Here is a 23,080-nt window from a genome sequence, read left to right as displayed (position 1 = left end):
CGCGCTGTCCGCCAGGAAACGGCGCATGATTCACGGCGACTTCCGGCCCGGACTTATAGTCCGGCGGTCTTAACAAATCCGCCTGTGGGCGGCGATGACCTGTTACGCGGAGGCTTTCCGTATGGCGGCGCGCACCGCCTCATGATCCGAAAACGGCAGCACGTTCTGGCCAAAGGTCTGCCCGGTTTCGTGTCCCTTGCCGGCGATCACCAGCACGTCGCCGGCCTGCAGCCCGGCGATGGCCGTGGCGATCGCCTCGCCCCGGTCGCCGATTTCGCGCGCCTCCGGGGCGCCGGCGAGAATGGCGGCGCGAATCGCCGCCGGGTCCTCCGAGCGGGGGTTGTCATCGGTGACGATCGCCTGGTCCGCGTATTTCGCGGCGATCTCGCCCATGATTTTCCGTTTGCCGGGATCGCGGTCGCCGCCGGCGCCGAACACGCAGACCAGCCGGCCGCTGGCGAAGGGGCGCAATGCCTTCAGCACCTCACGCAGGGCGTCGGGCTTGTGGGCGTAATCGACGACGACCAGGGCGCCATTGACTTCAGCCACCCGCTCCATGCGCCCCGGCACGCCCTGCAAATTGGCCAGGGCCGGCATCACCACGTCCGGCTCCTCGCCGGTGGCGATGCACAGGCCGGCGGCGATCAGGGCGTTTTGCGCCTGAAAGTCGCCGCACAGCGGCAGACGCAGATCATAGGCGGCGCCCTCGACGCTGACGCTCAGCTGCTGGTCGAAACCATCCGGCGCGCATCCCAGCAACTGGATGTCAGCCCCGCTCTCGCCCACCGTCAGGGTGCGCATGCCGCGCGTGCTGGCGATCACCAGAATTTCCTGCCCATGGCTGGAATCGGCGTTGACCACCGCCGCCGCCGAAGCCGGGGCCACCTCAGAGAACAGGCGCGCCTTGGCGTCGAAATAGCTTTCCTCGTCCGGGTGATAATCGAGATGGTCACGCCCCAGATTGGTGAAGGCCGCCGCCTGCAGTCGCACCCCGTCAAGCCGGCGCTGGTCGAGCCCGTGCGACGAAGCCTCCATGGCGAGGTGCGTGACGCCCTCGGCCGCCAGGGTCGCCAGAGTGCGGTGCAGCGTCACCGGATCGGGCGTGGTGAGCGAGCCATACGTGGCGCCAGAGGGACCGATAACACCGACCGTGCCCAGCGACGCCGCCTTGCGACCGCAGGCGGTGAACAGCTGGCGGGCGAAATCCACCACGGAGCTCTTGCCGGCGGTGCCGGTCACCGCGACGATGCATGGCGGCTGGGCCGGATAGAGCGCCGCCGCCGCCAGCGCCAGGGCGTGGCGCGCATTGGGCGCCTGTCCCCAGGCGACGTCCTGCGGCAGATCATCTGGCCGCGGCCCCTCGCCGACAATGGCGATGGCGCCGCGCGCCGCCGCGTCCGCGACGAAACGCCGGCCATCGTCCCGTGCGCCGGCCACGGCCACGAACACCGCGCCGGGAACGACCGCCCGGCTGTCCGCCGTGACCTCGCTGATCGTGCGCGCCGCCATCTCGCCAGTGAACAGGCCGGGAAAAACTTTCTCCAGCCCCGCCGGAACCGGCGGGGCGCTGGCGACTGGCGTATCGGTCATGGAAGAACTGCTCCTGATCCGCCCGGCGCAAGCCGGCGCGTCTGCATCAAGGCGACAACATAGAGCGTTTTCAGGTGAAGTGGATACCGCCGCGCGCCAAAAGGGAAGGCGCGAAGCAGACGACGCGACGGGCGCGCCGTCACGATCACCCCGCCGGGCGGAAGACCGGAAGCGGCAGCCCCCGGCCCAATGTCACCGCGTTCCCCAGGCGCCGAGCCGCACCATGTTGGGGAACGGGTTCTTCGGCTCCTCGAAAATCGGCGGCAAGCCCAGCAGCGGCGCGACCCGGGCGATGATCTTGCCGGTAGTGACGCCGGAGTTCCACGCCGCCGTGGCGTAGCCGTAGGTTTCCGGCAGCCCCTGCGGCTCGTCATAGATGGTAAGGAACAGGTACTTTGGCTTGTTGGCCGGCGCCACCGACATGAAGGTGGTGAACAGGCGGTTGCGCGCATAGCGCCCGCCGATCACCTTTTCGGCCGTGCCGGTTTTGCCGCCCACATAATAGCCCTGCACCAGGGATTTCTTCGCCGACCCCCTGTAGCCGTTAAGCCGCATGATGTAGCGCATGGCCTCGCTGGTCTGGGCCGACACCACCTGCTTGCCCACATTGGCGGCTTCCGCCTCCGTGCGCTTCAGGAAGGTTGGCGCCATCAGCTTGCCGCCGTTCACCAGCGCCGCCACCGCCGCCGTCGCCTGGATCGGCGCCACGGCGAGGCCGTGACCGAACGAGATGGTCATGGTGTTCAGCTCGCCCCAGCGGGCGGGAACGATCGGCGCGGCGCTTTCCGGCAGCTCGGTCTGCATGCGGGTCAGCTGGCCCATCTTGCGCAGGAAGGCCTTGTGGCCTTCCACGCCGACCGCCAGCGCCATACGCGCCGTGCCGATGTTGGACGAGTGCAGGAAGATTTCCGGCACGGTCAGGATGCGGTTGGTGCCGTGATAGTCGCGGATGGTGAAGCGACCGTAATGCAGGCCGCCGCGCGCGTCGAAGCTGGAGTTGATGTTCACCTTGCCCGAATCAAGCGCCATCGCCGTGGTCAGCGCCTTGAAGGTCGAGCCCATTTCATAGACGCCGACCATCATCCGGTTGATGCGGTCTTTGTCCAGCGCATCGACCGGGTTGTTGGGGTCGTAATCCGGCAGGGACGTCAGGGCGATCACCTCGCCGGTGTTGACGTCCATGATCATGGCGGCGGCGGCCTTGGCCTTGAAGTGGGCCATGCCCTTCACCAGCTCGTCGCGCACCGCGTGGGTGGCGCGCAGGTCCAGCGACAGCTTCACCGGCTTCAGGTCGGCGGCGTTGTTGGCGAAACCGAGGCCCGCCAGGTCCCTCAGCCCCTGGCTGTCGATATATTTCTCGATGCCGGCGATGCCCTGGTTGTCGACGTTGGCGAAGCCCAGCACGTGCGCCGCCACCGGGCCGTTGGGATACACCCGCTTGTTTTCAGGCAGGAAGCCGACGCCTGGAATGCCAAGCCGGTGCACCTCGGCGCGCTGTTTCGGCGTCAGCTCGCGCTTGATCCAGACAAAGCCCTTTTTCGTCGAGAGCTTCTCGCGCAACTCGCGGGCGTTGAGGTCCGGCAGCACCGCCGTCAGCAGCTCTGTCGCCTCATCGGCGTCCAGAATGTTGCGCGGTTCGGCGAACGCCGAATAGGTCTTGATGTCGGTGGCGAGCAGCAGGCCATTGCGATCGACGATATCGGGCCGCGCCACGCCCACCGTATTGCCGGCCACATACCGTTCGGAAGCCGGCGGCGGCATGACGGCGAACGTCGCGAGGCGCACGATCACCGCGCCAAAGATGAGGACGAAACCCGCGCCAACGAGAACGATGCGGCTGTTGGCCTTGTCGGCGCGCATGCGGAACATGTCGCCGATCATGGCGCGGGCAGCGCGGAAAAAGCTCCGCCATGTCAGGGCTCCGCCGTGCGTCAGCCCGGCTTTCAGCCGGCCGGCGCCTGCGACCAGCACCGCCCTGGCGCTGGCCCCCATGGCGGCCGCGTTGAAACGCGACGGGCCGGCGGCCCCGTGGGCGGCCCCTCCGCCAGCAGCGCCAGGCGGTGTCCGCCCGGAAGGGACCCGCCCAGCCGCGATCTGATCTGGCGCCGCCTTGCCGGAAGACGCGCCCCCCCTGGAGAAAATGCGCGCCGCCGACGCCTGTAGCCCCTGCCACAACCCAGCGCCCTGCCCTGGGCCATGGCCGGGTTTCGGCGCGGGCCGCGCCGCCGGCCCGGCTTTCGCCGCGGGCGTGGCTGGCTTGTGCGATGGCGCGACTGGCGACGGCTGCTGGCTGCCGCCGGATGCGCCCAGCGGCGCGCGCGGCGACGCCCCCGGCAACCGGGGGCCGGCGCGTTCAGGAGATTTGCCGCCGGGGGGCGTGGAGTGGTCCTGCAACATTACCTCCCTGGCGTGCGGGCGGCGGCCGGCGTGCGCGGCGCGGCGCGCTGTTCCGGCGCGGCTGTCGCGCTTGCTGCGCCAGCCGACGGCGTGGTGGTGGGCTCCGAGAGCCCCAGGTCCGCCAGCTTGCGCCCGATGGCGTCAATTTTCTCCTGGCGTTGCGGCAGGTCGCTGGCGCGCGCCAGCTGGTCGATCGCCATCGGTTTCAGGTCCAGATGCCGCTCGGCCAGGATCTGCAGGCGGTCCGGCCGCGTCAGGCGCTGCCACTCGGCGGCGAGCACCGCGTTCATGTCTTTTTCGCGCTTGATCTGGTGCTTCAGCTTGGCGACCTGCTCGGCCAGATAGATGGTGTCGTATTTGATTGAATAGGCGTAGACGGCCGATGCGATCAGGGCGCCGATGGCGGCGATGTGGAAAATGCGGAGGATCATCGCGCTCTCCGTCCCGTCGGGGCTGGCAATACCGCCAGGCTGGTCACGGCGCTGTCCTCGTCCTGCGCCGGCGCTTCCGTGCGCGTCGCCGCGCGCAACTTGGCCGAGCGGGCGCGGGGGTTGGCGCGCAACTCGTTTTCCGAGGCCGTCACCGGGTTGCGCGTCACCGCCGTGAAGGTGGCCGGCGCGACCGGCGCCAGCGAGGGCGCGAAGCGGTTGCCGCCGCCGCCCCGCCCCTGCCGGCGGGCGAAGAACTGCTTGACGATGCGATCTTCCAGCGAATGGAACGTCACCACCACCAGGCGGCCGCCTGGCGCCAGCAGGCGCTCCGCCGCGTGCAGCGCCCGGACCAGTTCTCCCAATTCGTCGTTCACCGCGATGCGCAGCGCCTGAAAGGTGCGGGTCGCCGGATGCGGACCGTTGGGGTCGGCGCGCACCACCCGCGCCACCAGATCGGCCAGGGCGCGTGTGGTCAGGATCGGCGCTTCCTTGCGCGCCGCGACAATGGCGCGGGCCACCGCGCGGGCGCGGCGCTCCTCACCGAAATGATAGATGATGTCGGCGAGGCGTTCCTCGCTTTCGTGATTCACCAGGTCGGCGGCGCTTTCGCCGGACGCGGCCATGCGCATGTCGAGCGGCCCGTCGAAGCGGAACGAAAATCCGCGCTCCGCCTGATCGAGCTGCATCGACGACACGCCGATATCCAGCACAATGCCGTCCAGCGGCGGCAGCGCCAGATCGCGCGCGGTCTGCTCCATGTCGCCGAAGCAGGCCTCGACCAGTCGCAGCCGCCCGCCCGATGCGGCGACCAGCGCCTGGCCGCCGGCGATCGCCGAGGGATCACGGTCGAGCGCCGTCAGGCGCGCGTCGGGATGGGATTTGAGGATTGCCGCGGCGTAACCGCCCGCGCCGAAGGTGCCGTCAAGGAATGCGCCGCCGCGCGCTGGCTGGAGGGCTTCGAGCACCTCCCCCAGGAGCACAGGAACATGCCGGGCCGGTCCGCCATCGGCGTCGGCGTTGCCGTCGCCGTGACCCGTCATGCGCCTGACGCCCCTGGGGAGAGAGACGTCGCAGACCGGACAGAAGCGCCATTCGCCCCAGACCGGCCCAGATTCTTCTTCAGCTCGCGCACCCGCGCCCGCGCCTCGTCCAGATGAGCCCGGAAACGGCCCGGCTCCCAGGCCTGAAACTTGTGTCCATGCCCCACGAAGGTCACCGTATCCGTGATGCCCGCGTGGGCCTTCAGCGCCTCTGAGAAAGTCACCCGGCCCTCCGGATCGACCTTCAGGATTTCGCTCGTGCCAAGCAGCGCCGTCGACAGGAAATCCCGCTCTTCCGAGTAGGGCGACAGCGTCTCCAGCAACGCGTTGATTTCCGCCAGCAAGGCGTTGCCGCCAGCATCCAGCGCCGGGGCGTCCAGCCCCGGATGCACATAGAGCCCCTCGAAACCGTCGCGCGCCAGCACAGCCCGGAACGGCGCCGGGATCGAAACCCGGCCCTTGGAATCGAGCCGGTTGGTGAAGTTGGACACGAACCGGTCCATCGCCGCCAGCCGCCCTGACCTTGCAGCTCCCCTCAACGCCGAAACCCGCGCCGGAGCAGGCGGCGGGCGTCGTCCCACGCATGTCCGCGCCCTCTCCCCCGGAGAGCCGCAGGGCTGACGCCCGCAATGGCGTCACGTCTTCATGCGGGATGATTTGGGATAGCATGGGATATCTTGGGCGTCAATGGAATCAAGGATTTCTGGGCCATGCGTCGCCGATTCGGAAACGCACGGCCCCGTCAGCCATTGTCGTCCTGACAAGGTTAATGAATCTGCTATGCGGCGCAGGTCCGGGCGTGGTTTTCCGGCCGCCGCCGCAGGGGAAAACCTTGGGACCAGGAACGCTGCGGCGGGCCGGCCATGGCCAGGCGGGATCCTCAGCAAGCGGGACGCGCCGGTTTGCTGAGTGCTGGCGCTTGATGCGCACGACGACGTGGCCCGACCAAGGAGGCGCATGAGCCAACAGACCAACCCCGCACAAAAAAAAGCCCGGACGCGCGTCCGGGACATCACGAGCTTGCTGGCCGTTGCCTGACCATCCGCCCTGGCGGCCAGATCATCGCAGCCGGTCTTGCGACGCGGGGGAACTGGCGTCCGCAGGCCGCTCTTTCGCCTCCCGCCCACATGCCGCAAAAAATCGCCGCTCAGGGGCAGCCCCCGGCGACATCCGCCTGATGAACGCGCGGCCAGCCCGCATTGGCGGAGATCAGCCTGGTCCGGGCCAAAGATGCGGGCCTAGGCCAGCGGCGCCCGCGCGATGCGCCGGCGGAAGCTTCGCCGTCCGCGAACGTCAGTGAAAAAAGCGCCAGTCAGCCTGTAAGCCGGGTTCTGTAAGGCCCCGCGCCGCAAGCGGCGCAGGACGTGACGACCATTCCTCTGGGACGACCGTTACCGGCCGCCTCAAGCAACCAACCCGGGCGATCTGGCCGGAAAAGCCCGCGCTTGCGCGCACGTCGCCCCTATTTGGTTTTGCTCCCGGCGGGGCTTGCCATGCCGTCTGCGTCGCCGCATCCGCGGTGCGCTCTTACCGCACCCTTTCACCCTTACCGCCGGCGGGCCGGCGGCGGTTTGCTTTCTGTGGCGCTTTCCCTGGGGTCGCCCCCGCCGGACGTTATCCGGCGCCGTTTTTCCGTGGAGCCCGGACTTTCCTCTGCGGGGCAGCGGTCGTCCGGCCAACTGGCGGGGGGTGGTGTGCCGCCGAACGGGCGGCCAGTCAATAAAAAACGCTCCCCATCAGCAATGGGGAGCGCATGAAACTTGCAATCGCCACGCGGACCAGGCCGCCGCAACCAGGCGCGCCAGGTCCGGCGACCGCCCTTCAGGCCGGGCTCAGAACGCCGCCATCATGGTGCGCACCCGCGAGCAATAGCGCGCGGCGTGGGAGGTCATGCGCTCGGCCCGGTGCCCCGCCTGATATTTCAGGATGGTGCGACAGGTGTCGCCGCCGGCCAGCCGGTAGGCTATGGCCAGGTATTTCATGCCGTAGCGCAGGTTGGTGTCCGCATCCATCAACCCCTGGGCGCCGCCGCCATAACCCACGGCGCGGGCCGTGTTGAGATGGATTTGCGACAGACCCAGATAGGGTCCGTTGCGGGCTGAAGGATTGTAGCGGCTTTCGACGCGGATGACCGCGTCGGCGAGCGCCACCGGAATGCCGTAGGCGCGGGCGTGCCGCTCGATCAGCGGCGCGATGCGCGCGCGCGCCGCGGCGTCCCGGGCCGCGCCGCGCGCATAACGGCGACCATGACGGGGTTCATCCTCGACCGGCGCGCCGGCGGTCTGGGTCGTCCCGCCCTGTGGCTTGCCGGCCAGAAACTTGAACAGGTCGAAGCCGCCGGACGACGGAGCCGGCGCGGCGGGCGCCTGCAACGCCGCCTGGGTCGCCTGACTGGCGACCTCGGCCGGCTGGGCCTGCGGCGCCATCGCCACCTGGGAGACGCTGCTGTCGAGATCATCGGGCCGCGCTGGCGGCAGCGGCGCGCGCGCCGCAAGACGCGTATCCGCCTTCAACGGCGCGTCATCCGCCGCCGGCTGTTCTTCCGCCGCCTGCGGCTGAAGCCCCTGCGGCTGAAGCCCCTGCGGCTGAAGCCCCTGCGGCCCAGTCCCCTGCGGCCCGCTCCCTTGTGAGTCAGGCAGCGACGGCGCGTTTGCCTGCATCTGCGTCGCCGGGGCGGTCGCCGCCTGCGCCACGCTGTCCAGGTCCACCGGACGTTGCGGCGGCAATGGCGCGCGCATCACCACGTGGCGCGGTTTTGCCGGCGCCGCGACGGCCGCGTCAGGGGCCGCGCTTGCCGCCGCCTGCGGTTCGGCCGCTCCAGCCTGGACTTCCGCCGCGCCGTCATCCACATGCAGCGACGCCTGCATCACGCTGGCTCCACCCGCCGCCGCATGCGCCGGGCCGCCGGTTTCATGTCCAGATCTCTTCTGGGAACCGCTTTTGGGAGCTTTGCCACCGGACTTTTTGCCCGAAGGCCTGGCGCCTGGGGCGGCCGCGGGCGCGCCCTCCCCCTTGTTGCCCGACGTATCGCCGGTTTTACCCCAGGGCGAACCCTTGGAGTATCCATGGCCGCCAAAGCCGCCGAGAGGCCCTGGTCCCTGGGCCACCACATCGCCAGACGGCGCCTGCGCCACCGCAGCGCTTCCGCAAGCAAGGAAGCACGCCAGCGACAGGGCTGTTGTCGTTTTCAAATTCAAACCGCGTTACCCCCAGATGGTGGTGGACCTGGCGCGTCCAGGTGAAACCTGGTTCACCGGAAGCATCCCATCTTTTTGGTTTGACGCACTGTTCTCACAAAAAGTGGGAGCCACTCTTCGTGAAATGCGCTGGAACTTCCGAAGCAGGACCGGCGCCTCCCGGCGCCTCGACCTGCGGCCTGATATCCCGCCAGCCACGCCAGACCCGGCAACCGGGCGGCGCGGCCGTGGATATCCGGAATTCACCCCAAGGTCCTGTTCGGGACACGGCGAATTCCGGTTCGCCGCGCCCTTCATCCACGAAACGGCGCGGCGCATGAACCGCGACACGGGTTATTCGTGGCCGGCGACGGGAGGCGAAACCCACCGCCCGCCAGGTCGCCGGCGCCCGGGCCGCGGCCGATCCGCTGTGCGGATACGGCCGCCCCGGAGCGGTTGCAGCCGCCGTCCGCCGGCCCGTTCATTTTTGGCGCATCATCCCTGTCGAAGCGGCCTCGCCTCGCGGGAGATGTCTGGCGCAAATTTTCCGCCAATTGCGGCAGGGATCAGGCAAGGGCCGATACAATCGCCGCAGCGTTTTAAGGTTACCAATTCCCGCACTGTTGCAGCAAACCGGCATTTTTTCAACGATTTCGCGACCAACTTCCCGTTCTGGCCCCCGATGATCCGGGCGAAAACCCTTGTCTCATCTGGGATAGGGCCCTGGTTTTTCCACGCCTGGAACGGGGTGTTGACCGGGACAATTTCGCCATTCCCGCGCCACGCTTCACGGCCAGCCTGGTGAGCGCCCGGGCGTCGGCCGGCGGCGCCAGCCGCCCCATTCCCGGCGCCATCGCCGGGAACCAATTCGCGCCCGGGCGCATTCCCGGCACAGGTCACGCTGCAACTCCGAGGGAGAGGATCGATGAAAAAACTGCTGGCTATCGGACTGGTGACGATGGGGCTCGCAGCCTGCCAGACCCCCGGCGAGCGCGCCGTGGGCGGCGCCGCCATTGGCGGTCTCGCCGGCGCGGCGGTTGGCGGCGCGGCCACGGGCACTGGCGGCGGCGCACTTGCCGGCGCGGCGCTCGGCGCCGGGGCGGGGGCGATTGTCGGCGCCGGAACCGCCAATTGCCGCAGCTACTACTATGGCGGCCGCCGTTACCAGGAGTGCTACTGAAGCAGGAATGCTACTGAAATCGGCGCGCCACTGAGCTTCGCGTGAAGCGTTTTCCAGCAAATGGCATTGCCTGGCGCCTGGAAAACCCATCAAACGGGACCGGTGGCGCAAGCCGCCCGTGATGCCCGCCCGTGATGCGGGCGGGCCTTGCCGGGAATGGCTGGTGGGAGGCGACATGCGGCGGCGCCGTTTCCGGCGTCGCTTTTTTCATGCGCGATGACCGGGTCGCCTCGAAAAATGCGCGTTCTGATGTTTCCATGCGCGCTTGATGACGCCTGATTCCCTTTCGCGCCCTCCCGCCCCACGTTCCCTCATATCCCGCCGCTCCCGGTTGGCGGACGCCCCTGGCCGCGCGCCATGAGCGTCTGGGGAAAACTCGGCGGCCTGGGGCTTGGCGCGGTGCTCGGCGGGCCGCTTGGCGCGCTGGTCGGCGCCGCCACCGGCCATGTGCTGCTCGACCGGGCCGACAGTCCCGGCGCCCAGGCCTGGGCCGCCACCGGCCGTTTTCTGGAAAGCACCGGCCTGTTCGCGCCCGGCGGCATTTTCGGGCCGCCGCCGCCGGAAGTGGTCTACGCCACCGGCCTTGTCGCCCTATGCGCCAAGATGGCGCGGGTCGACGGCGTGGTGACCCACAACGAAATCGCCGCGTTTCGCCGCATCATCGACGTGCCGGCCGAGGACCTGCCCCGCGTCGAGCGCCTGTTCGACCTCGCCCGCCAGACCATCCATGGCTTCGACGCCTACGCCCGCCAGCTCGCCAGCCATTTCGCCGACAACCGGCCGCTGCTGGAAAGCGTGCTGGACGCCCTGTTCGAGATCGCCCGGGCCGACCACGCCATCCACGAGGCGGAACTGGCGTTTCTGGAGGAGGTGGCGGATATCTTCGGTTTCAGCCACGACGAGTTCGTCGCCATCCAGGCCAACCACATGGCCATGCCGGATGACCCCTGGCGCATTCTCGGCGCCCGTCGCGACATGAGCGACGCCGAGCTTCTGCAATGCTATCGCCGGCAGATCGCCGAACACCACCCGGACCGGCTGATCGCCGCCGGCATGCCGCAGGAGGCGATCGTCGTCGCCAACGACCGCGCCGCCGCCATCAACGACGCCTTCGCCCGCATCCGCGCCCTGCGCGGCGGGAAGGCGCGGGCCGCATGACCAGGCAACAGGGCCGGGAAGGCGAACGCCGCTTGGGCGACCCGGCCATGGCTTGAGCTTTGTCGCGCTTCGGGCGAAACAGGCGGCGGGCGAAACAGGCGAAACGTCCGCCCGTCGCGGCGCCCGCATGCGCCGCCGCCTACGGCGCGTCGCCGCGCATGATTTTCAGGAGCGCTCATGTCCCGTCTGGAACCTGACAGCCCGGTCGCCGCCAGGGTGTTCCCCTCGCCCAACCACGGTGAACGCGCGGGCGGCCAGGCGCCGCGCCTGCTGGTGCTGCATTATACCGGCATGCCGGACGCCGGCGAGGCGCTGCAACGGCTGTGCAATCCGGTGTCGGAAGTCTCGGCGCATTATTTCGTGTTCGAGAATGGCCACGTGGTTCAGATGGTTCCCGAAGCCCGCCGGGCCTGGCACGCCGGCGCCAGCTTCTGGAATGGCGAGACCGATGTGAACTCCGCTTCCATCGGCATAGAAATCGCCAACGCCGGCCATCCTGGCGGCCTGCCGCCCTATCCGGATGCGCAGATCGCCGCGGTGACGCGCCTTGCCCAGGACATCATCCAGCGCTGGGCCATCCGGCCCGAGAACGTGCTGGCCCACTCGGACGTGGCCCCCCTGCGCAAGGAAGACCCGGGCGAGCTGTTTCCCTGGGAGCGCCTCGCCCAGGCTGGCGTCGGCCACTGGGTTCGCCCGGCCCCCATCAGCGGCGGGCGCTTTCTCAGCCCCGGCGAAAGCGGTCCGCCGGTCGAGGCGTTGCAGGCCATGCTGGCGCTCTACGGCTATGGCGTGGACATGAGCGGCAACTATGACGCCGGCGTCGAGGCGGCGGTGCGCGCTTTCCAGCGGCATTTCCGGCCGGAACTGGTCGATGGCGTCGCCGACGCCTCCACCATCACCACCCTGCGCGATCTCCTCGCCAGCCGGCAAGGCCCGCTGGTGGCCTGAAAAGGCCGCCCGCCTTGCAGAGCCGGCGGCCGGGGCGTATCTACATTTCGTGAGTTAGCCCTAACTCACAACAGTCCGGGGAGTGCCCTGTCTCAATGGCAGGGCTGAGATGGCGTGACGCCAAATCCTTTGAACCTGATCCGGCTGGCGCCGGGCCGGAAAGTGGAGACCGCTTTCCGGGCTGATCCGGCGCCGACTCAAGGCACGGGACATTCCTGGACGCTGCCCGGCGTCCAGGAATGTCCCGCATCGGCGGAGGGACGGCATGACCACAGCGAACACCCAGCCTCCAGACACATCCCGTGACGCGCCCGCCGTCTCGGTGGTCGGCGCCGGCGTCGCCGGAAGCTGGTGCGCGCTGGCGCTGGCGCAGGCGGGCTGCGCCGTCACCCTGTACGACCAGGGGGCCGGCGATCTGGCCGGAACCACCAGCTACTGGGCCGGCGGCATGCTGGCGCCCGATTGCGAGGCCGAGGTTTCCGAGCCACTGGTGATGCGCCTTGGCCACCGTTCCCTCGCTTTGTGGCGCGCGGCGTTTCCCGATGCGGCGTTCCACGGCTCGCTGATTGTCGCCCACCCGCGCGACCGCGCCGATTTCGAGCGCTTCGCCCGCATCACGCCAGGTCACCAGCGGGTTGACGCGGCGCAGATCGCCACGCTTGAGCCGGCGCTGGAAGGCCGGTTTCGCGATGGCCTGTTCTTCGCGGCCGAAGGGCATGTGGAGCCGCGCCGGGTCGTGCCGGCGATCCATGCGCGGCTGCGGGCGCTGGGCGCCAGCCTGCGTTTTGGCGCGCCGGTGGACCCAGAAAGCCTGGACGGCCTGGTGATCGATTGCCGGGGCATGGCGGCGCGCGACGCCCTGCCGGCCCTGCGCGGCGTCAAGGGCGAGGTGGTCACCATCGAAACGCCGGAGATCAGCCTGACCCGGCCAGTGCGCCTGCTGCATCCGCGCTGGCCGCTTTATGTGATCCCGCGCCCCAACAACCGCTTCGTCATCGGCGCTTCCACCATCGAGAGCGAGGACGACCGCATCTCCGTGCGCTCGGCGCTCGAACTGATGAGCGCCGCCTTCGCCATTCACCCGGCGTTTGGCGAGGCCCGCATCGTCGAGATGGGCGCGGGGCTCCGGCCGGCCTTTCCGGACCACGCGCCGCGCGTCGCCGTCGAAGGCCGCATCGTCCGCGTCAACGGCCTCTACCGGCACGGTTTCCTCATGGCCCCCGCCATCGCCGAAGCCGTGACCCGCTGGATTGTCGATGGCGTGCGCGACGACGAACTGTTTCATGTGGCGGGCCGCGCGGCCACGGCCCCGACGCTTGAGGAGGCGACGCCATGACCGACAATATGACCGGCGCCCCCGTCCTCGGGCTCACCGTCAATGGCGAACGCCAGCAGGTCGCCGCCGCCAGCGTGCGGACGCTGCTCGACGCCCTCGGCTATGACGGCGAGTTCATCGCTGTCGCCGTCAACCAGGCGGTGGTTTCGCGCGGACGCTGGGGCGAGGACCTGCTGCGCGACGGCGACGACATCGAAATCGTCTCGCCGCGACAGGGTGGATGACGCCATGCTGAAACTGTATGGCGAGGACATCGCCTCGCGACTGATGATCGGCACGGCGCTGTATCCCTCCCCCGCCGTCATGCAGGCGGCGGTGCGCGCCTCGGGCGCCGGCATCCTCACCGTGTCGGTGCGGCGCGAGACAGCCGGCGGGGCCACCGGCGACAGTTTCTGGGCGCTGATCCGCGAACTGGGACTGAAGATTCTGCCCAACACCGCCGGCTGCCGCACGGTGCGCGAGGCGGTCACCACCGCCCAGCTCGCCCGCGAACTGTTCGGCACCCCCTGGATCAAGCTGGAGGTTGTCGGCGACGACGACACCCTGCAACCGGACGTGGTGGCGCTGGTCGAGGCCGCCGACATCCTGATCCGCGACGGTTTCCAGGTGTTTCCCTATTGCACCGAGGACCTGACCGTGGCGACCCGGCTGGTTGACGCTGGCTGCCAGGTGGTGATGCCCTGGGCCGCGCCTATCGGCAGCGCTAAAGGCATCGTCAACCCGGGCCCGCTGACCCTGCTGCGCAACCGCTTTCCGGATATCGCCCTGGTGGTCGACGCTGGCCTCGGCGCGCCCTCCCACGCCGCCCACGCCATGGAGCTGGGCTATGACGCGGTGCTGCTCAACACGGCCGTGGCGAAGGCCGGCGATCCGGTGGCCATGGCCCGCGCCTTCGGCCAGGCGGTGGCGGCCGGCCGCACCGCGTGGGAAGCTGGCCTGATGCCCCCACGTGATTTTGCCTCTCCCTCAACCCCTGTTCCCGGGACGCCGTTCTGGCATGCTGCAAACTCCTGACCGTTTTTATCCCATCGTCGACAGCGTCGCCTGGGTCGATCGCCTTGTGCGCTGCGGCGTGCGCACGGTGCAGTTGCGCGCCAAGGAACTGGATCACGCCAGCGCCGTGACAATGATCCGCGCCGCCCTGGCGGTCACCCTGCCCGCCGACGTGCAGCTGATCGTCAACGACTACTGGCAGGCGGCCATCGACGCTGGCGCCGGTCACCTGCACCTGGGCCAGGAAGACCTGGCTGAGGCCGACCTCGCCGCCATCCGCAAGGCCGGGCTGACGCTGGGCGTCTCCACCCATGACGAAGCGGAGCTGGAGACGGCGCTGGCGGCGAGCCCCGACTATGTGGCGCTCGGCCCGATCTGGCCGACCACCCTGAAGGTCATGCGCTTTGCACCACAGGGGCTGGCGCGGATCAGTGAGTGGAAACGCAGGCTCGGGCCGACGCCGCTGATCGCCATCGGCGGCGTCACCCTGGAGCGGGCCCCGGACGTGTTCGCCGCCGGCGCCGACTCCATCGCCGTGGTCAGCGACGTCACCATGAACGCCGACCCGGAAGCGCGCGTCGCCGCGTGGCTGGCCTTCACCGGTCGCAGCGCCTGACGGTTCCTCGCGGCGCGTCAGCGCGGTCTTCGGGGAGCGACGCGGGACATCGGGCCACGCCCCGACCCGCCGCACCCGGGAAGCACCATATGCCTGCAAGAGCCTGAGGCTTCGCGGATACATTCAGCGGCTTTTCAGCGCGCCGTCCGGGATTGAGAGCTGAGAGAGCTGACGCTCGCGCGGATAACGCGCCAGGTCCAGGCCTGGACAGGCCCCGATTCGTCCGGCCCTGGTTCCGCCTCCCCGCGCACAACCGCGCAAATCATTACCCGCGTATGAATCGGCGCGATTTTTCACGACGACGGATTGTCGCAGGACTCCCGTATCCACAGCGCATTTTATCGCGACCCCAGATCGGGCCGTTTTGCTTGCGCACACCATGGCCTCAACATGGGATGGACGACGCGTGACGCCTCTCTATTCCGTTTCCAAGTAAATCCGCAACGTATCCAGGTAATGTCTCCGTCGGCCTGAACCGCCACGCAGGAGGAATATAGTCAAGTTGTGTGCATCGATGCCACAGTTTCATAGTTACGCATGAAACCGTACGCCACATTGTGGTCACCCCCCGCCATTTTCTGGCGCGATCCGCAACAACAAAGGACGGATCGTTGCTATCCAGAAAGAAAGTATTTGCCGCCACCCTGGTCGGGTTCGCGGCGTTCACCACGTCAGCAGCTTTCGCAGATAATTCTTCAACCCGCCAATCCGGCCAGCACGGCGTCGCCAGCTGGTATGGACCCGGCTTCTACGGTCGCAAGACCGCCAGCGGCGAACGTTTCACGGGCAAGGCCCTCACCGCCGCGCATCGCACCCTCCCCTTCGGCTCGATGGTTCGCGTCACTGACAAGCGTTCCGGCCGGTCCATCGTGGTTCGCATCAATGATCGCGGCCCTTTCAAGCACGGCCGGGTGATTGACCTGTCCGCCGCCGCAGCCCGCGCGCTCGGCATGGGCGGCGTCGCGCCTGTCGTGGTGACGCCGGTGGTCCGCACCGCCGCCAACGAAGCCCAGACGTCCAACCGCTAAATCCGGGATTTGTTCCCTGCGCCTCCCCGGCGCGGCGAAACCCAACCGCGAAAACGCCGCCCGCGTGTTGCTTGAGGGCGGCGTTTCGATATTCACGACAGATCAGGCCAGACAGTCACGCGCAACGCCACGCCGACGCGCCCGTATGCCGTCGCAATCCGGCGAGCGGCAGGAACCCCTCCACGCAGCGCGGCGCAGAGATGACGATCTCGCGCTTTTGCCCCTCGCCGCATGCGCTCGCAAGGGGAAGAGCGATCACCAGGCTGCATCATCCATTGCCCACGCCTGGGATAAATGACCCAACGGGCCAAAAGGTCTGATTTATCTGCAATCCAAAAAATATTGAAAATCAGGAAACCTACGCCAAATAACGCATGGCGAAATAATTTCCCCATAATCGGAATCATGCAATCGAGTATGGGGAAAATGATGTTCATCGATATTTCACGAATTGCCATCCTCGCCACATTTATCGCGGCATTGTCACCGCTTGCGAGCCAGGCAGCTGATCGACCAACACCGGAGCGGGCGCATCGCGCGACGCCGCAAACCCGCGTCACGGACATTCCGGCAAACTATCTGCGGACGCCCTTCGGCCTCGTTGACCCGTCCTGCTATATCCGGCTGCCGTCAGGCGCCCAAATTGTCAAAGAACAGATATATTATCCAAAGACAGATAAATATGAGGACATTCCGAGCTGTACAAAGCCACGATACACTGACTATGGCAGAATAATAGATAATTCAACAAGCTTGGTGTCTCTCATGGACACAACCATCGTCCGATCTGTTACCGATGGACCTCCACTTACAGGCTCCCCATACAATTTTTTTTCCACAAATGTACTTATTGAAGGCGCGCTTCCAACGCCCACGCTTGGCGCCAACCAAACTCTATTTCTGATAACCGGGGGCGCGATCAACTATCAATATACGCTCAACCCTTCCGGTTTATACAGCGTACTTGGATGGAACATGCCATTCCATGAGGGCGTCTGGGCCACCGCCTCCATGATTCCTAATATCAAGAACAATGTTATCTTTATTAGCACAAAAACAACAACTGGTCAGAGCTTCACATATATTGGATCAGCTTATGGCGCTTCGTATAAAGACGCTCTAACTGCGTCATTGTACGCCACGTCTAATGGCACAAACAAAGGGTCGCTCGGTCAAATGGTGTTTGACGCTCCAGCTATATTACATGAAGCGGTGCTCGCTGGCGTTAAAATTTATGGTGACTCACCATGCGATGGCATGACCACAATTCCCCTGTCGGTTACGGCAGCCCTGATGGATCCGAACGTCTTCAGGACATATCCCAACACAAAAAAATATATTACGAATCCAAATAATGTCAGCAACAGCCCAGCGTCGTGCAATGTACATATAAATATCAGGCCAGCCACCAACACCAACAGCGTGAACATGGACCTGGTCTTTGGAGCCCAACCTGCTCCCGTCTCCCGCTCTGCTGTCATTACCTTTAAGGACAACTGAGGGGCGCCATGACAAACGTCGCGTCCTGGACCGGGCGCGACGGGACATCAGCCTCCCCTTTCAACTACCGATAACGTGCGCCGCGCACTCAGTCGTGTCCCAAAAGCGTTGCGCCAGGGCCCATCGCCTTTGCCTATTCGCCAGACAGACGCCCATCCGGGAGCACGCGCACGTCGTTTCAGGCGCGCTCACGCCATAGGCCTTCGGGTCATAGTTCAGCGCCGGCGCCAGCCAGCCTCCCACGTCTGCGCCACCCACGCCCGTTCGGGCTGGTCCCGCACAGGCGGCAAAACCGCCCCAACGCCCTCACCCGGCAGTCCGACGCGACAGCCTTATCAAAGCCCGCTCCGGGAATTCGGCGGTCAGAAACTGCCGGGGGATTCCCGTGAGGAGGCAAACGCCGCCGGCATCCGTTAATGCCGGCACAATGGTCGATGGGAGACGTGCAAAGAACCGCCGGATCGGCTCTGTCGGATAGATTTCAAGATAGGCTCCAGACGATCGATTTTGGCAGGACACAAGCTCCAACAACACGCGGAACCACACAAAAAATCTTCTCGCCTGTAAATAAGCTCAGATTCTTTGAGAATCTCCCTAAAATATATGAACTAAACATATTCTGACAACAAACTTCAATACCGCCAGACTGGAAGGACTCCATCAACCTCTGGTGAACAACATGCGGAATCTGATTTCGAAACTGGCCATCCCGTTGCTTTCACTCGCCCTCATCATGCCCGGCGCCAGTGAGGCGGCGCCCAGTCCGGGCGCGAAAGCGCGCTTCCCCGTCAGGCCAACAAACATCCCGGCTGATTACGTGCCGACACCCTTCGGACTTTATGTTTCTTCCAAATGCGTTATATTTTTAGGTCCGAACGATCAAATTCCTGGCCTTGGCTTTGTCATCTCGGAGACCCAAGGAATCCTGCAGCCAGATAATAGTACTTACAAACCCGTCCCTGCTTGCACGCTGCCCCGGTACAACCGCGACGGCTCAATCTATAAGGGGACAGATTTGATGGATACATCAAACGGGAATCATGACCTGGTCATTTCTTATGAAAGCGCTGCGCCGCTTAACATGACGACACGCTTCACGTATCCGCCTCTTGGCTTCTCCCCCTCGCCTTATCCTATTCCAAAAAACATATCAGGCCAGACGATATTCCTGACAGACGGCATGACAAACGGAAATGACGGCTGGCTCCAATTCTGGGCATTCAACATGCAAGCGCCTCAATTTTCGCCTACTTGGCGCACAGGGTCTGCGTTTGCAAATATAAATGGGAATGTCATTATTATACTTGACTGGTCGTCGAACTGGCCAAATTATATGGTCAATTTTTACATGACAAACGATACGGGGCAAGGCTTGGCAGAAGGCATGTACCGCGGAGCGCCACGCTTTGGCGCCCAAGGCACACCATGGACACAATATGATTCGGAAATTTTTCTATCAAAATACACGCTAATATCAATGCAAACATTCAATGTAACATCCTGCGATATGCTTCCTGATACAACAAAATTGCAAGGGGACACAAAATTTTTGAATTCGAATACAAGACGCGTCGATTACGCATCTCCAACAGTCTGGAGCAGCGGCCTGTGCAATCTGTCCGCCACCGCAAGTCAAAATACGGCAACACCAGAATTCACAATTGCTTACGACACGTCGCCCGCCCCCAAGGGTAGATCGGCGAAAATCACTTATACAGCTAATTGACGCCGTAAGTTCGTGGAAGCTGAGCCCGCTTCGTCCTAAAAGGGGTCACTTTCCGAAATTTCCGCACATCCTCGTGCTGTTACACATCGCGTGACAGCGGCCATTTTCCGCGAAAGCCCACAGCGGCGCGCGCCTGCCGGCAGCGCGCCGCCATCAACCTGGCGTCACCTTGGCCCGACGGCCTCAGGCCGCGCTCCTGCCATAGCTCGCCGGGTCATAGTTCAGCACCGGCGCCAGCCAGCGCTCCACCTCGGTGACCGGCATGCCCTTGCGGCGGGCGTAGTCCTCCACCTGATCGCGCTCCACCTTGGCGACGCCGAAGTAATAGGCCTCGGGGCACGACAGGTAGAGGCCCGACACCGAAGCGCCCGGCCACATGGCGTAGCTCTCGGTGAGCTTCACGCCGATGCGTTTTTCCGCCTGCAACAGGTCGAACAGCGTTGCTTTCTCCGTATGGTCCGGCTGGGCCGGATAACCCGGCGCCGGCCGGATGCCGTCGTATGCCTCGGCGATCAGCTCGTCGTTGCTCAGGTTCTCGCCCGGCGCATAGCCCCAGAACTCGGCGCGCACCCGCTGGTGCATGCGCTCGGCGAAGGCTTCTGCGATGCGGTCGGCCAGCGCCTTGACCATGATCGACGCGTAATCGTCGTTGGCGCCCTCGAAGCGTCTGGCGATGCGGTCTTCTTCAGGCCCGGCGGTGACGACGAAGCCGCCGATATAATCGGGTTTGCCCACGCCCTCCGGCGCAACGAAATCAGCCAGCGCCAGATTGGGGCGGCCATCGCGCTTGCTGAGCTGTTGACGCAGGGTGAAGAAGGTCGCCAGCGTCTCCTGACGGCTCTCGCCGGTATAGAGGCGGATGTCGTCGCCCACCGCGTTTGCCGGCCAGAAGCCGATCACCGCCCGGGGCGTGAACCAGCGCTCATCGACGATGCGCTTCAGCATGGCCTGGGCGTCCGCGTAGAGCTGACGCGCAGCCTCGCCCTGCCTGGCGTCCTCCAGAATCGCCGGGAAGCGCCCCTTCAGCTCCCAGGTCTGGAAAAATGGCGTCCAGTCGATATAGGGAACCAGCTCGGCCACGTCATAGCTGCGGAACACCCGTTCGCCGAGGAAGGCCGGCTTCGGCGGCGTCAGCGTCGCCCAGTCCACCTTCATGGCGTTGTCGCGCGCCTTCGCCAGCGGCAAGCGCTGCTTGTCCGCCTCGGCCCGGGCATGACCGGCCGCCACCTTCTCGTACTCGGCCCGCACGCCGGCCACGTAGTCCACCGCCTGCATGTCCGAGAGCAGGCTGGAGACGACGCCGACGGCGCGGCTGGCGTCAGCCACATAAACCGCCTGGTTGCGGTGATAATTGGGGTGGATCTTCACCGCCGTATGCACGCGGCTGGTGGTCGCCCCGCCAATCAGCAGCGGAATGTCGAAGCCCTCGCGCTCCATCTCCGAGGCCACGTGCACCATCTCGTCGAGCGAGGGCGTGATCAGGCCGGAGAGGCCAATGATGTCCACGTTTTCCTTGCGGGCGACATCGAGGATCTTCGCCGCCGGCACCATGACGCCGAGGTCGATCACTTCATAATTGTTGCAGGCCAGCACGACGCCGACAATGTTTTTGCCGATGTCGTGCACGTCGCCCTTCACGGTGGCCATCAGCACCTTGCCGGCGCTGCTGCGGCCGCCGCCGCCCGCAGCTTTCTCCGCCTCCATGAACGGCATCAGCCAGGCCACCGCCTGCTTCATGACGCGGGCCGACTTCACCACCTGGGGCAGGAACATCTTGCCGGCGCCGAACAGGTCGCCAACCACGCCCATGCCGGCCATCAGCGGCCCCTCGATCACGTCGAGCGGGCGGAAGGCGCTGAGGCGCGCCTCCTCGGTGTCGGCGTCGATGTATTCGGTAATGCCGTTGACCAGGGCGTGCTCCAGCCGTTTTTCCACCGGCCACGTCCGCCAGGTCAAATCGGCCTCGCGCGCCTGGCGTCCGGCGCCGCCACGGAACTTCTCCGCCACGTCCATCAGCCGCTCGGTGGCGTCGGGACGCCGGTTCAGCACCACGTCCTCGCAGGCTTCGCGCAGGTCCGGGTCGATCTCGTCGTAAACGGCGAGCTGGCCGGCGTTGACGATGCCCATGTCCATGCCGGCGCGGATGGCGTGCAGCAGGAACACCGCGTGCATCGCCTCACGCACCGGCTCATTGCCGCGGAACGAGAACGACAGGTTGGAAACGCCGCCGGAAATATGGGCGTAAGGCAGGGTCTGGCGGATGCGCTGCGTCGCCTGGATGAAGTCGACGCCGTAATTGTTGTGCTCCTCGATGCCCGTCGCCACGGCGAAGATGTTGGGATCGAAGATGATGTCCTCGGGCGGAAAGCCGACCTGTTCGGTGAGAATTTTGTAGGCGCGCGCGGTGATCTCCACCTTGCGCTGCGCCGTATCGGCCTGGCCCTGCTCGTCGAAGGCCATCACCACCACGGCGGCGCCATAGGCGCGGACGATGCGCGCCTCGTGAATGAACTTCTCCTCGCCTTCCTTCAGCGAGATCGAGTTGACGATGCCCTTGCCTTGCAAACACTTCAGCCCGGCCTCGATCACCTCGAACTTCGAGCTGTCGACCATCACCGGCACACGGGCGATGTCCGGTTCAGCGGCGACCAGATTGAGGAAATCGGTCATCACCTGCTTTGAATCGAGCAGGCCCTCGTCCATGTTGACGTCGATGATCTGGGCGCCGTTGGCCACCTGATCGCGCGCCACGTCGAGCGCGGCGGCGTAATCGCCGGCGGTGATCAGCTTGCGGAACTTCGCCGAGCCGGTGACGTTGGTGCGCTCGCCAACATTCACGAACGGAATGTCGTCGGTGAGGGTGAATGGCTCCAGGCCCGACAGCCGCAGGCGGGGCTCCACTTCGGGCGCGATGCGCGGCGCCTTGCCGGCCACCGCCCTGGCGATGGCGGCGATATGCGCCGGCGTGGTGCCGCAGCAGCCGCCCACCACGTTGACCAGGCCGGAGGCGGCGAATTCGCCCACCAGCGCCGCCATGGCCTCCGGGCTCTCGTCATACAGGCCGAATTCGTTGGGCAGGCCGGCGTTGGGATAGGCGCAGACCAGCGTGTCGGCGACCCGCGACAGCTCCTGGATGTGGGCGCGCATTTCCCGGGCGCCGAGGGCGCAGTTGAGGCCGATGCTGAACGGCCGGGCGTGGCGCAGCGAGTTCCAGAACGCTTCCGGCGTCTGGCCCGACAGGGTGCGGCCGGAAAGGTCGGTGATGGTGCCGGAGATCATCAGCGGCAGGCGCACGCCCTTCTCCGCGAACACCTGCTCCGCCGCCACGACCGCCGCCTTGGCGTTCAGGGTGTCGAAGATGGTCTCGATCAGGATGATGTGCGACCCGCCGTCGACCAGGCCGCGAATCTGCTCTGCGTAAGCATCGCGCACCTGGTCGAAGCTGACGGCGCGGTAGCCCGGATTATTGACGTCCGGCGAGATCGACAGGGTGCGGTTGGTTGGCCCCACCGCGCCGGCGACGAAGCGCGGGCGGCCATCGCGGCGCTCCGCCTCCTGCGCCGCCTCCCGCGCCAGCCGCGCGCCTTCGCGGTTCAGCTCGTAGACAATGGCTTCAAGGCCGTAGTCAGCCTGGGCGATTGACGTGCCGGAGAAGGTGTTGGTCTCGACGATGTCGGCGCCGGCCATGAAATATTCGAGGTGAATCTCGCGGATGGCGTCCGGTTGGGTCAGGATCAGCAGATCGTTGTTGCCGCGCAGGTCGTGGCCATGGTCGCGGAACCGCGCGCCGCGAAAATCCTCCTCCGAGAACTTCCGTCCCTGGATCATCGTGCCCATGGCGCCGTCGAGCACCAGGATGCGCTCGCGGGCGGCGGCGTTCAGGGCGGCGCGCGCGGCGTCGCCGTCGGCCGGGCTGGCGGCGGTGGGGATGATCGGCTGGGTCGTGGTCTGGGTCATGGCT

Annotated in this window: 18 protein-coding genes and 1 other RNA gene; 10 read left to right on the top strand and 9 right to left on the bottom strand. The window is 66.2% G+C overall.

The annotated features are described in order from the left end of the window. Window positions 1–102: 102 nt before the first annotated feature. The 7 genes from EV666_RS01625 to EV666_RS18525 form a co-directional block, all read right to left on the bottom strand. On the bottom strand, window positions 103–1,590 hold the full coding sequence (locus tag EV666_RS01625) for a UDP-N-acetylmuramoyl-L-alanyl-D-glutamate--2,6-diaminopimelate ligase (protein ID WP_132001987.1): 1,488 nt from the start codon (window positions 1,588–1,590) through the stop codon (window positions 103–105). A gap of 192 nt (window positions 1,591–1,782) precedes the next feature. Next, the gene (locus tag EV666_RS01620; RefSeq protein ID WP_132001984.1) at window positions 1,783–3,582 is read right to left on the bottom strand and encodes a peptidoglycan D,D-transpeptidase FtsI family protein; all 1,800 of its coding nucleotides are present in this window, start codon (window positions 3,580–3,582) and stop codon (window positions 1,783–1,785) included. A 404-nt stretch (window positions 3,583–3,986) separates the two neighbouring features. Beyond that, window positions 3,987–4,415, bottom strand: coding sequence for a cell division protein FtsL (gene ftsL, locus EV666_RS01615; RefSeq protein ID WP_132002775.1), 429 nt, complete (start codon window positions 4,413–4,415; stop codon window positions 3,987–3,989). Then, window positions 4,415–5,458 carry a 16S rRNA (cytosine(1402)-N(4))-methyltransferase RsmH gene (gene rsmH / locus EV666_RS01610; RefSeq protein WP_132001981.1) on the bottom strand — a complete coding sequence of 348 codons (1,044 nt, stop codon included), beginning with the start codon at window positions 5,456–5,458 and terminating at the stop codon, window positions 4,415–4,417. Before rsmH ends, ftsL begins: the two co-directional genes overlap by 1 nt. Next, window positions 5,455–5,961 (bottom strand): division/cell wall cluster transcriptional repressor MraZ, encoded by a 507-nt coding sequence (locus EV666_RS01605; protein ID WP_132001978.1) that lies wholly within the window; start codon window positions 5,959–5,961, stop codon window positions 5,455–5,457. The genes rsmH and EV666_RS01605 overlap by 4 nt, the downstream gene beginning before the upstream one ends. Window positions 5,962–6,762: 801 nt before the next feature. Further along, an RNA gene (rnpB, locus tag EV666_RS01600) (RNase P RNA component class A) lies at window positions 6,763–7,141 on the bottom strand. A gap of 149 nt (window positions 7,142–7,290) precedes the next feature. After that, window positions 7,291–8,325, bottom strand: a complete 1,035-nt coding sequence (locus tag EV666_RS18525) for a lytic transglycosylase domain-containing protein (RefSeq protein WP_245514176.1) — start codon at window positions 8,323–8,325, stop codon at window positions 7,291–7,293. Between the two features lie 1,234 nt (window positions 8,326–9,559). On the opposite strand from EV666_RS18525, the gene EV666_RS01590 reads away from it, so the two are divergent. The 8 genes from EV666_RS01590 to EV666_RS01555 all read left to right on the top strand — a co-directional run bounded on the left by EV666_RS01590 (window position 9,560) and on the right by EV666_RS01555 (window position 15,893). Beyond that, entirely contained in the window at window positions 9,560–9,814 is a 255-nt protein-coding gene (locus EV666_RS01590; protein ID WP_132001975.1) for a hypothetical protein, read from the top strand. A 357-nt stretch (window positions 9,815–10,171) separates the two neighbouring features. After that, on the top strand, window positions 10,172–10,972 hold the full coding sequence (locus EV666_RS01585; RefSeq protein ID WP_132001972.1) for a TerB family tellurite resistance protein: 801 nt from the start codon (window positions 10,172–10,174) through the stop codon (window positions 10,970–10,972). A gap of 177 nt (window positions 10,973–11,149) precedes the next feature. After that, window positions 11,150–11,920 carry an N-acetylmuramoyl-L-alanine amidase gene (locus tag EV666_RS01580; protein WP_132001969.1) on the top strand — a complete coding sequence of 257 codons (771 nt, stop codon included), beginning with the start codon at window positions 11,150–11,152 and terminating at the stop codon, window positions 11,918–11,920. Between the two features lie 265 nt (window positions 11,921–12,185). After that, a complete protein-coding gene (locus EV666_RS01575) occupies window positions 12,186–13,256 on the top strand; it encodes an FAD-dependent oxidoreductase (protein WP_132001966.1) in 1,071 nt (356 codons plus the stop codon). Beyond that, on the top strand, window positions 13,253–13,480 hold the full coding sequence (gene thiS, locus EV666_RS01570; RefSeq protein ID WP_245514142.1) for a sulfur carrier protein ThiS: 228 nt from the start codon (window positions 13,253–13,255) through the stop codon (window positions 13,478–13,480). The genes EV666_RS01575 and thiS overlap by 4 nt, the downstream gene beginning before the upstream one ends. A 4-nt stretch (window positions 13,481–13,484) precedes the next feature. Then, window positions 13,485–14,270: a thiazole synthase gene (locus EV666_RS01565; RefSeq protein WP_132001963.1), complete on the top strand. Its 786-nt coding sequence runs from the start codon at window positions 13,485–13,487 to the stop codon at window positions 14,268–14,270. After that, window positions 14,257–14,865, top strand: a complete 609-nt coding sequence (locus EV666_RS01560; protein WP_132002765.1) for a thiamine phosphate synthase — start codon at window positions 14,257–14,259, stop codon at window positions 14,863–14,865. Before EV666_RS01565 ends, EV666_RS01560 begins: the two co-directional genes overlap by 14 nt. 611 nt (window positions 14,866–15,476) lie before the next feature. Beyond that, window positions 15,477–15,893 carry a septal ring lytic transglycosylase RlpA family protein gene (locus EV666_RS01555; RefSeq protein WP_245514141.1) on the top strand — a complete coding sequence of 139 codons (417 nt, stop codon included), beginning with the start codon at window positions 15,477–15,479 and terminating at the stop codon, window positions 15,891–15,893. Between the two features lie 92 nt (window positions 15,894–15,985). Here the strand turns inward: EV666_RS01555 and EV666_RS01550 are convergent, their stop codons facing one another. Further along, a complete protein-coding gene (locus tag EV666_RS01550; RefSeq protein ID WP_132001960.1) occupies window positions 15,986–16,330 on the bottom strand; it encodes a hypothetical protein in 345 nt (114 codons plus the stop codon). Here EV666_RS01550 and EV666_RS01545 point away from each other — a divergent pair. Further along, complete coding sequence (locus EV666_RS01545) at window positions 16,320–17,393, top strand: hypothetical protein (protein WP_132001957.1); 1,074 nt, start codon at window positions 16,320–16,322, stop codon at window positions 17,391–17,393. The two genes, EV666_RS01550 and EV666_RS01545, sit on opposite strands and share 11 nt — an antisense overlap. Before the next feature lie 679 nt (window positions 17,394–18,072). Next, window positions 18,073–19,119 (top strand): hypothetical protein, encoded by a 1,047-nt coding sequence (locus tag EV666_RS01540; RefSeq protein ID WP_132001954.1) that lies wholly within the window; start codon window positions 18,073–18,075, stop codon window positions 19,117–19,119. A gap of 183 nt (window positions 19,120–19,302) precedes the next feature. On the opposite strand, the gene metH is transcribed toward EV666_RS01540, so the two are convergent. Further along, window positions 19,303–23,076, bottom strand: a complete 3,774-nt coding sequence (metH, locus tag EV666_RS01535; protein ID WP_132001951.1) for a methionine synthase — start codon at window positions 23,074–23,076, stop codon at window positions 19,303–19,305. Window positions 23,077–23,080: the final 4 nt, after the last annotated feature.

Source organism: Camelimonas lactis (assembly GCF_004342915.1).
Taxonomy (GTDB): domain Bacteria; phylum Pseudomonadota; class Alphaproteobacteria; order Rhizobiales; family Beijerinckiaceae; genus Camelimonas; species Camelimonas lactis.
Note: the sequence above shows the minus strand (reverse complement) of the source record. Positions and strands in the feature narration are given on the sequence as shown.

Coding starts and splice junctions, on each gene's coding strand:
- EV666_RS01625 (WP_132001987.1), bottom strand. CDS start 1,590: ATGACCGATACGCCAGTCGCCAGCGCCCCGCCGGTTCCGGCGGGGCTG.
- EV666_RS01620 (WP_132001984.1), bottom strand. CDS start 3,582: ATGGGGGCCAGCGCCAGGGCGGTGCTGGTCGCAGGCGCCGGCCGGCTG.
- rsmH (WP_132001981.1), bottom strand. CDS start 5,458: ATGACGGGTCACGGCGACGGCAACGCCGACGCCGATGGCGGACCGGCC.
- EV666_RS01605 (WP_132001978.1), bottom strand. CDS start 5,961: ATGGACCGGTTCGTGTCCAACTTCACCAACCGGCTCGATTCCAAGGGC.
- EV666_RS18525 (WP_245514176.1), bottom strand. CDS start 8,325: ATGCAGGCGTCGCTGCATGTGGATGACGGCGCGGCGGAAGTCCAGGCT.
- EV666_RS01590 (WP_132001975.1), top strand. CDS start 9,560: ATGAAAAAACTGCTGGCTATCGGACTGGTGACGATGGGGCTCGCAGCC.
- EV666_RS01585 (WP_132001972.1), top strand. CDS start 10,172: ATGAGCGTCTGGGGAAAACTCGGCGGCCTGGGGCTTGGCGCGGTGCTC.
- EV666_RS01580 (WP_132001969.1), top strand. CDS start 11,150: ATGTCCCGTCTGGAACCTGACAGCCCGGTCGCCGCCAGGGTGTTCCCC.
- EV666_RS01575 (WP_132001966.1), top strand. CDS start 12,186: ATGACCACAGCGAACACCCAGCCTCCAGACACATCCCGTGACGCGCCC.
- thiS (WP_245514142.1), top strand. CDS start 13,253: ATGACCGACAATATGACCGGCGCCCCCGTCCTCGGGCTCACCGTCAAT.
- EV666_RS01565 (WP_132001963.1), top strand. CDS start 13,485: ATGCTGAAACTGTATGGCGAGGACATCGCCTCGCGACTGATGATCGGC.
- EV666_RS01545 (WP_132001957.1), top strand. CDS start 16,320: ATGATGTTCATCGATATTTCACGAATTGCCATCCTCGCCACATTTATC.
- EV666_RS01550 (WP_132001960.1), bottom strand. CDS start 16,330: ATGAACATCATTTTCCCCATACTCGATTGCATGATTCCGATTATGGGG.
- EV666_RS01540 (WP_132001954.1), top strand. CDS start 18,073: ATGCGGAATCTGATTTCGAAACTGGCCATCCCGTTGCTTTCACTCGCC.
- metH (WP_132001951.1), bottom strand. CDS start 23,076: ATGACCCAGACCACGACCCAGCCGATCATCCCCACCGCCGCCAGCCCG.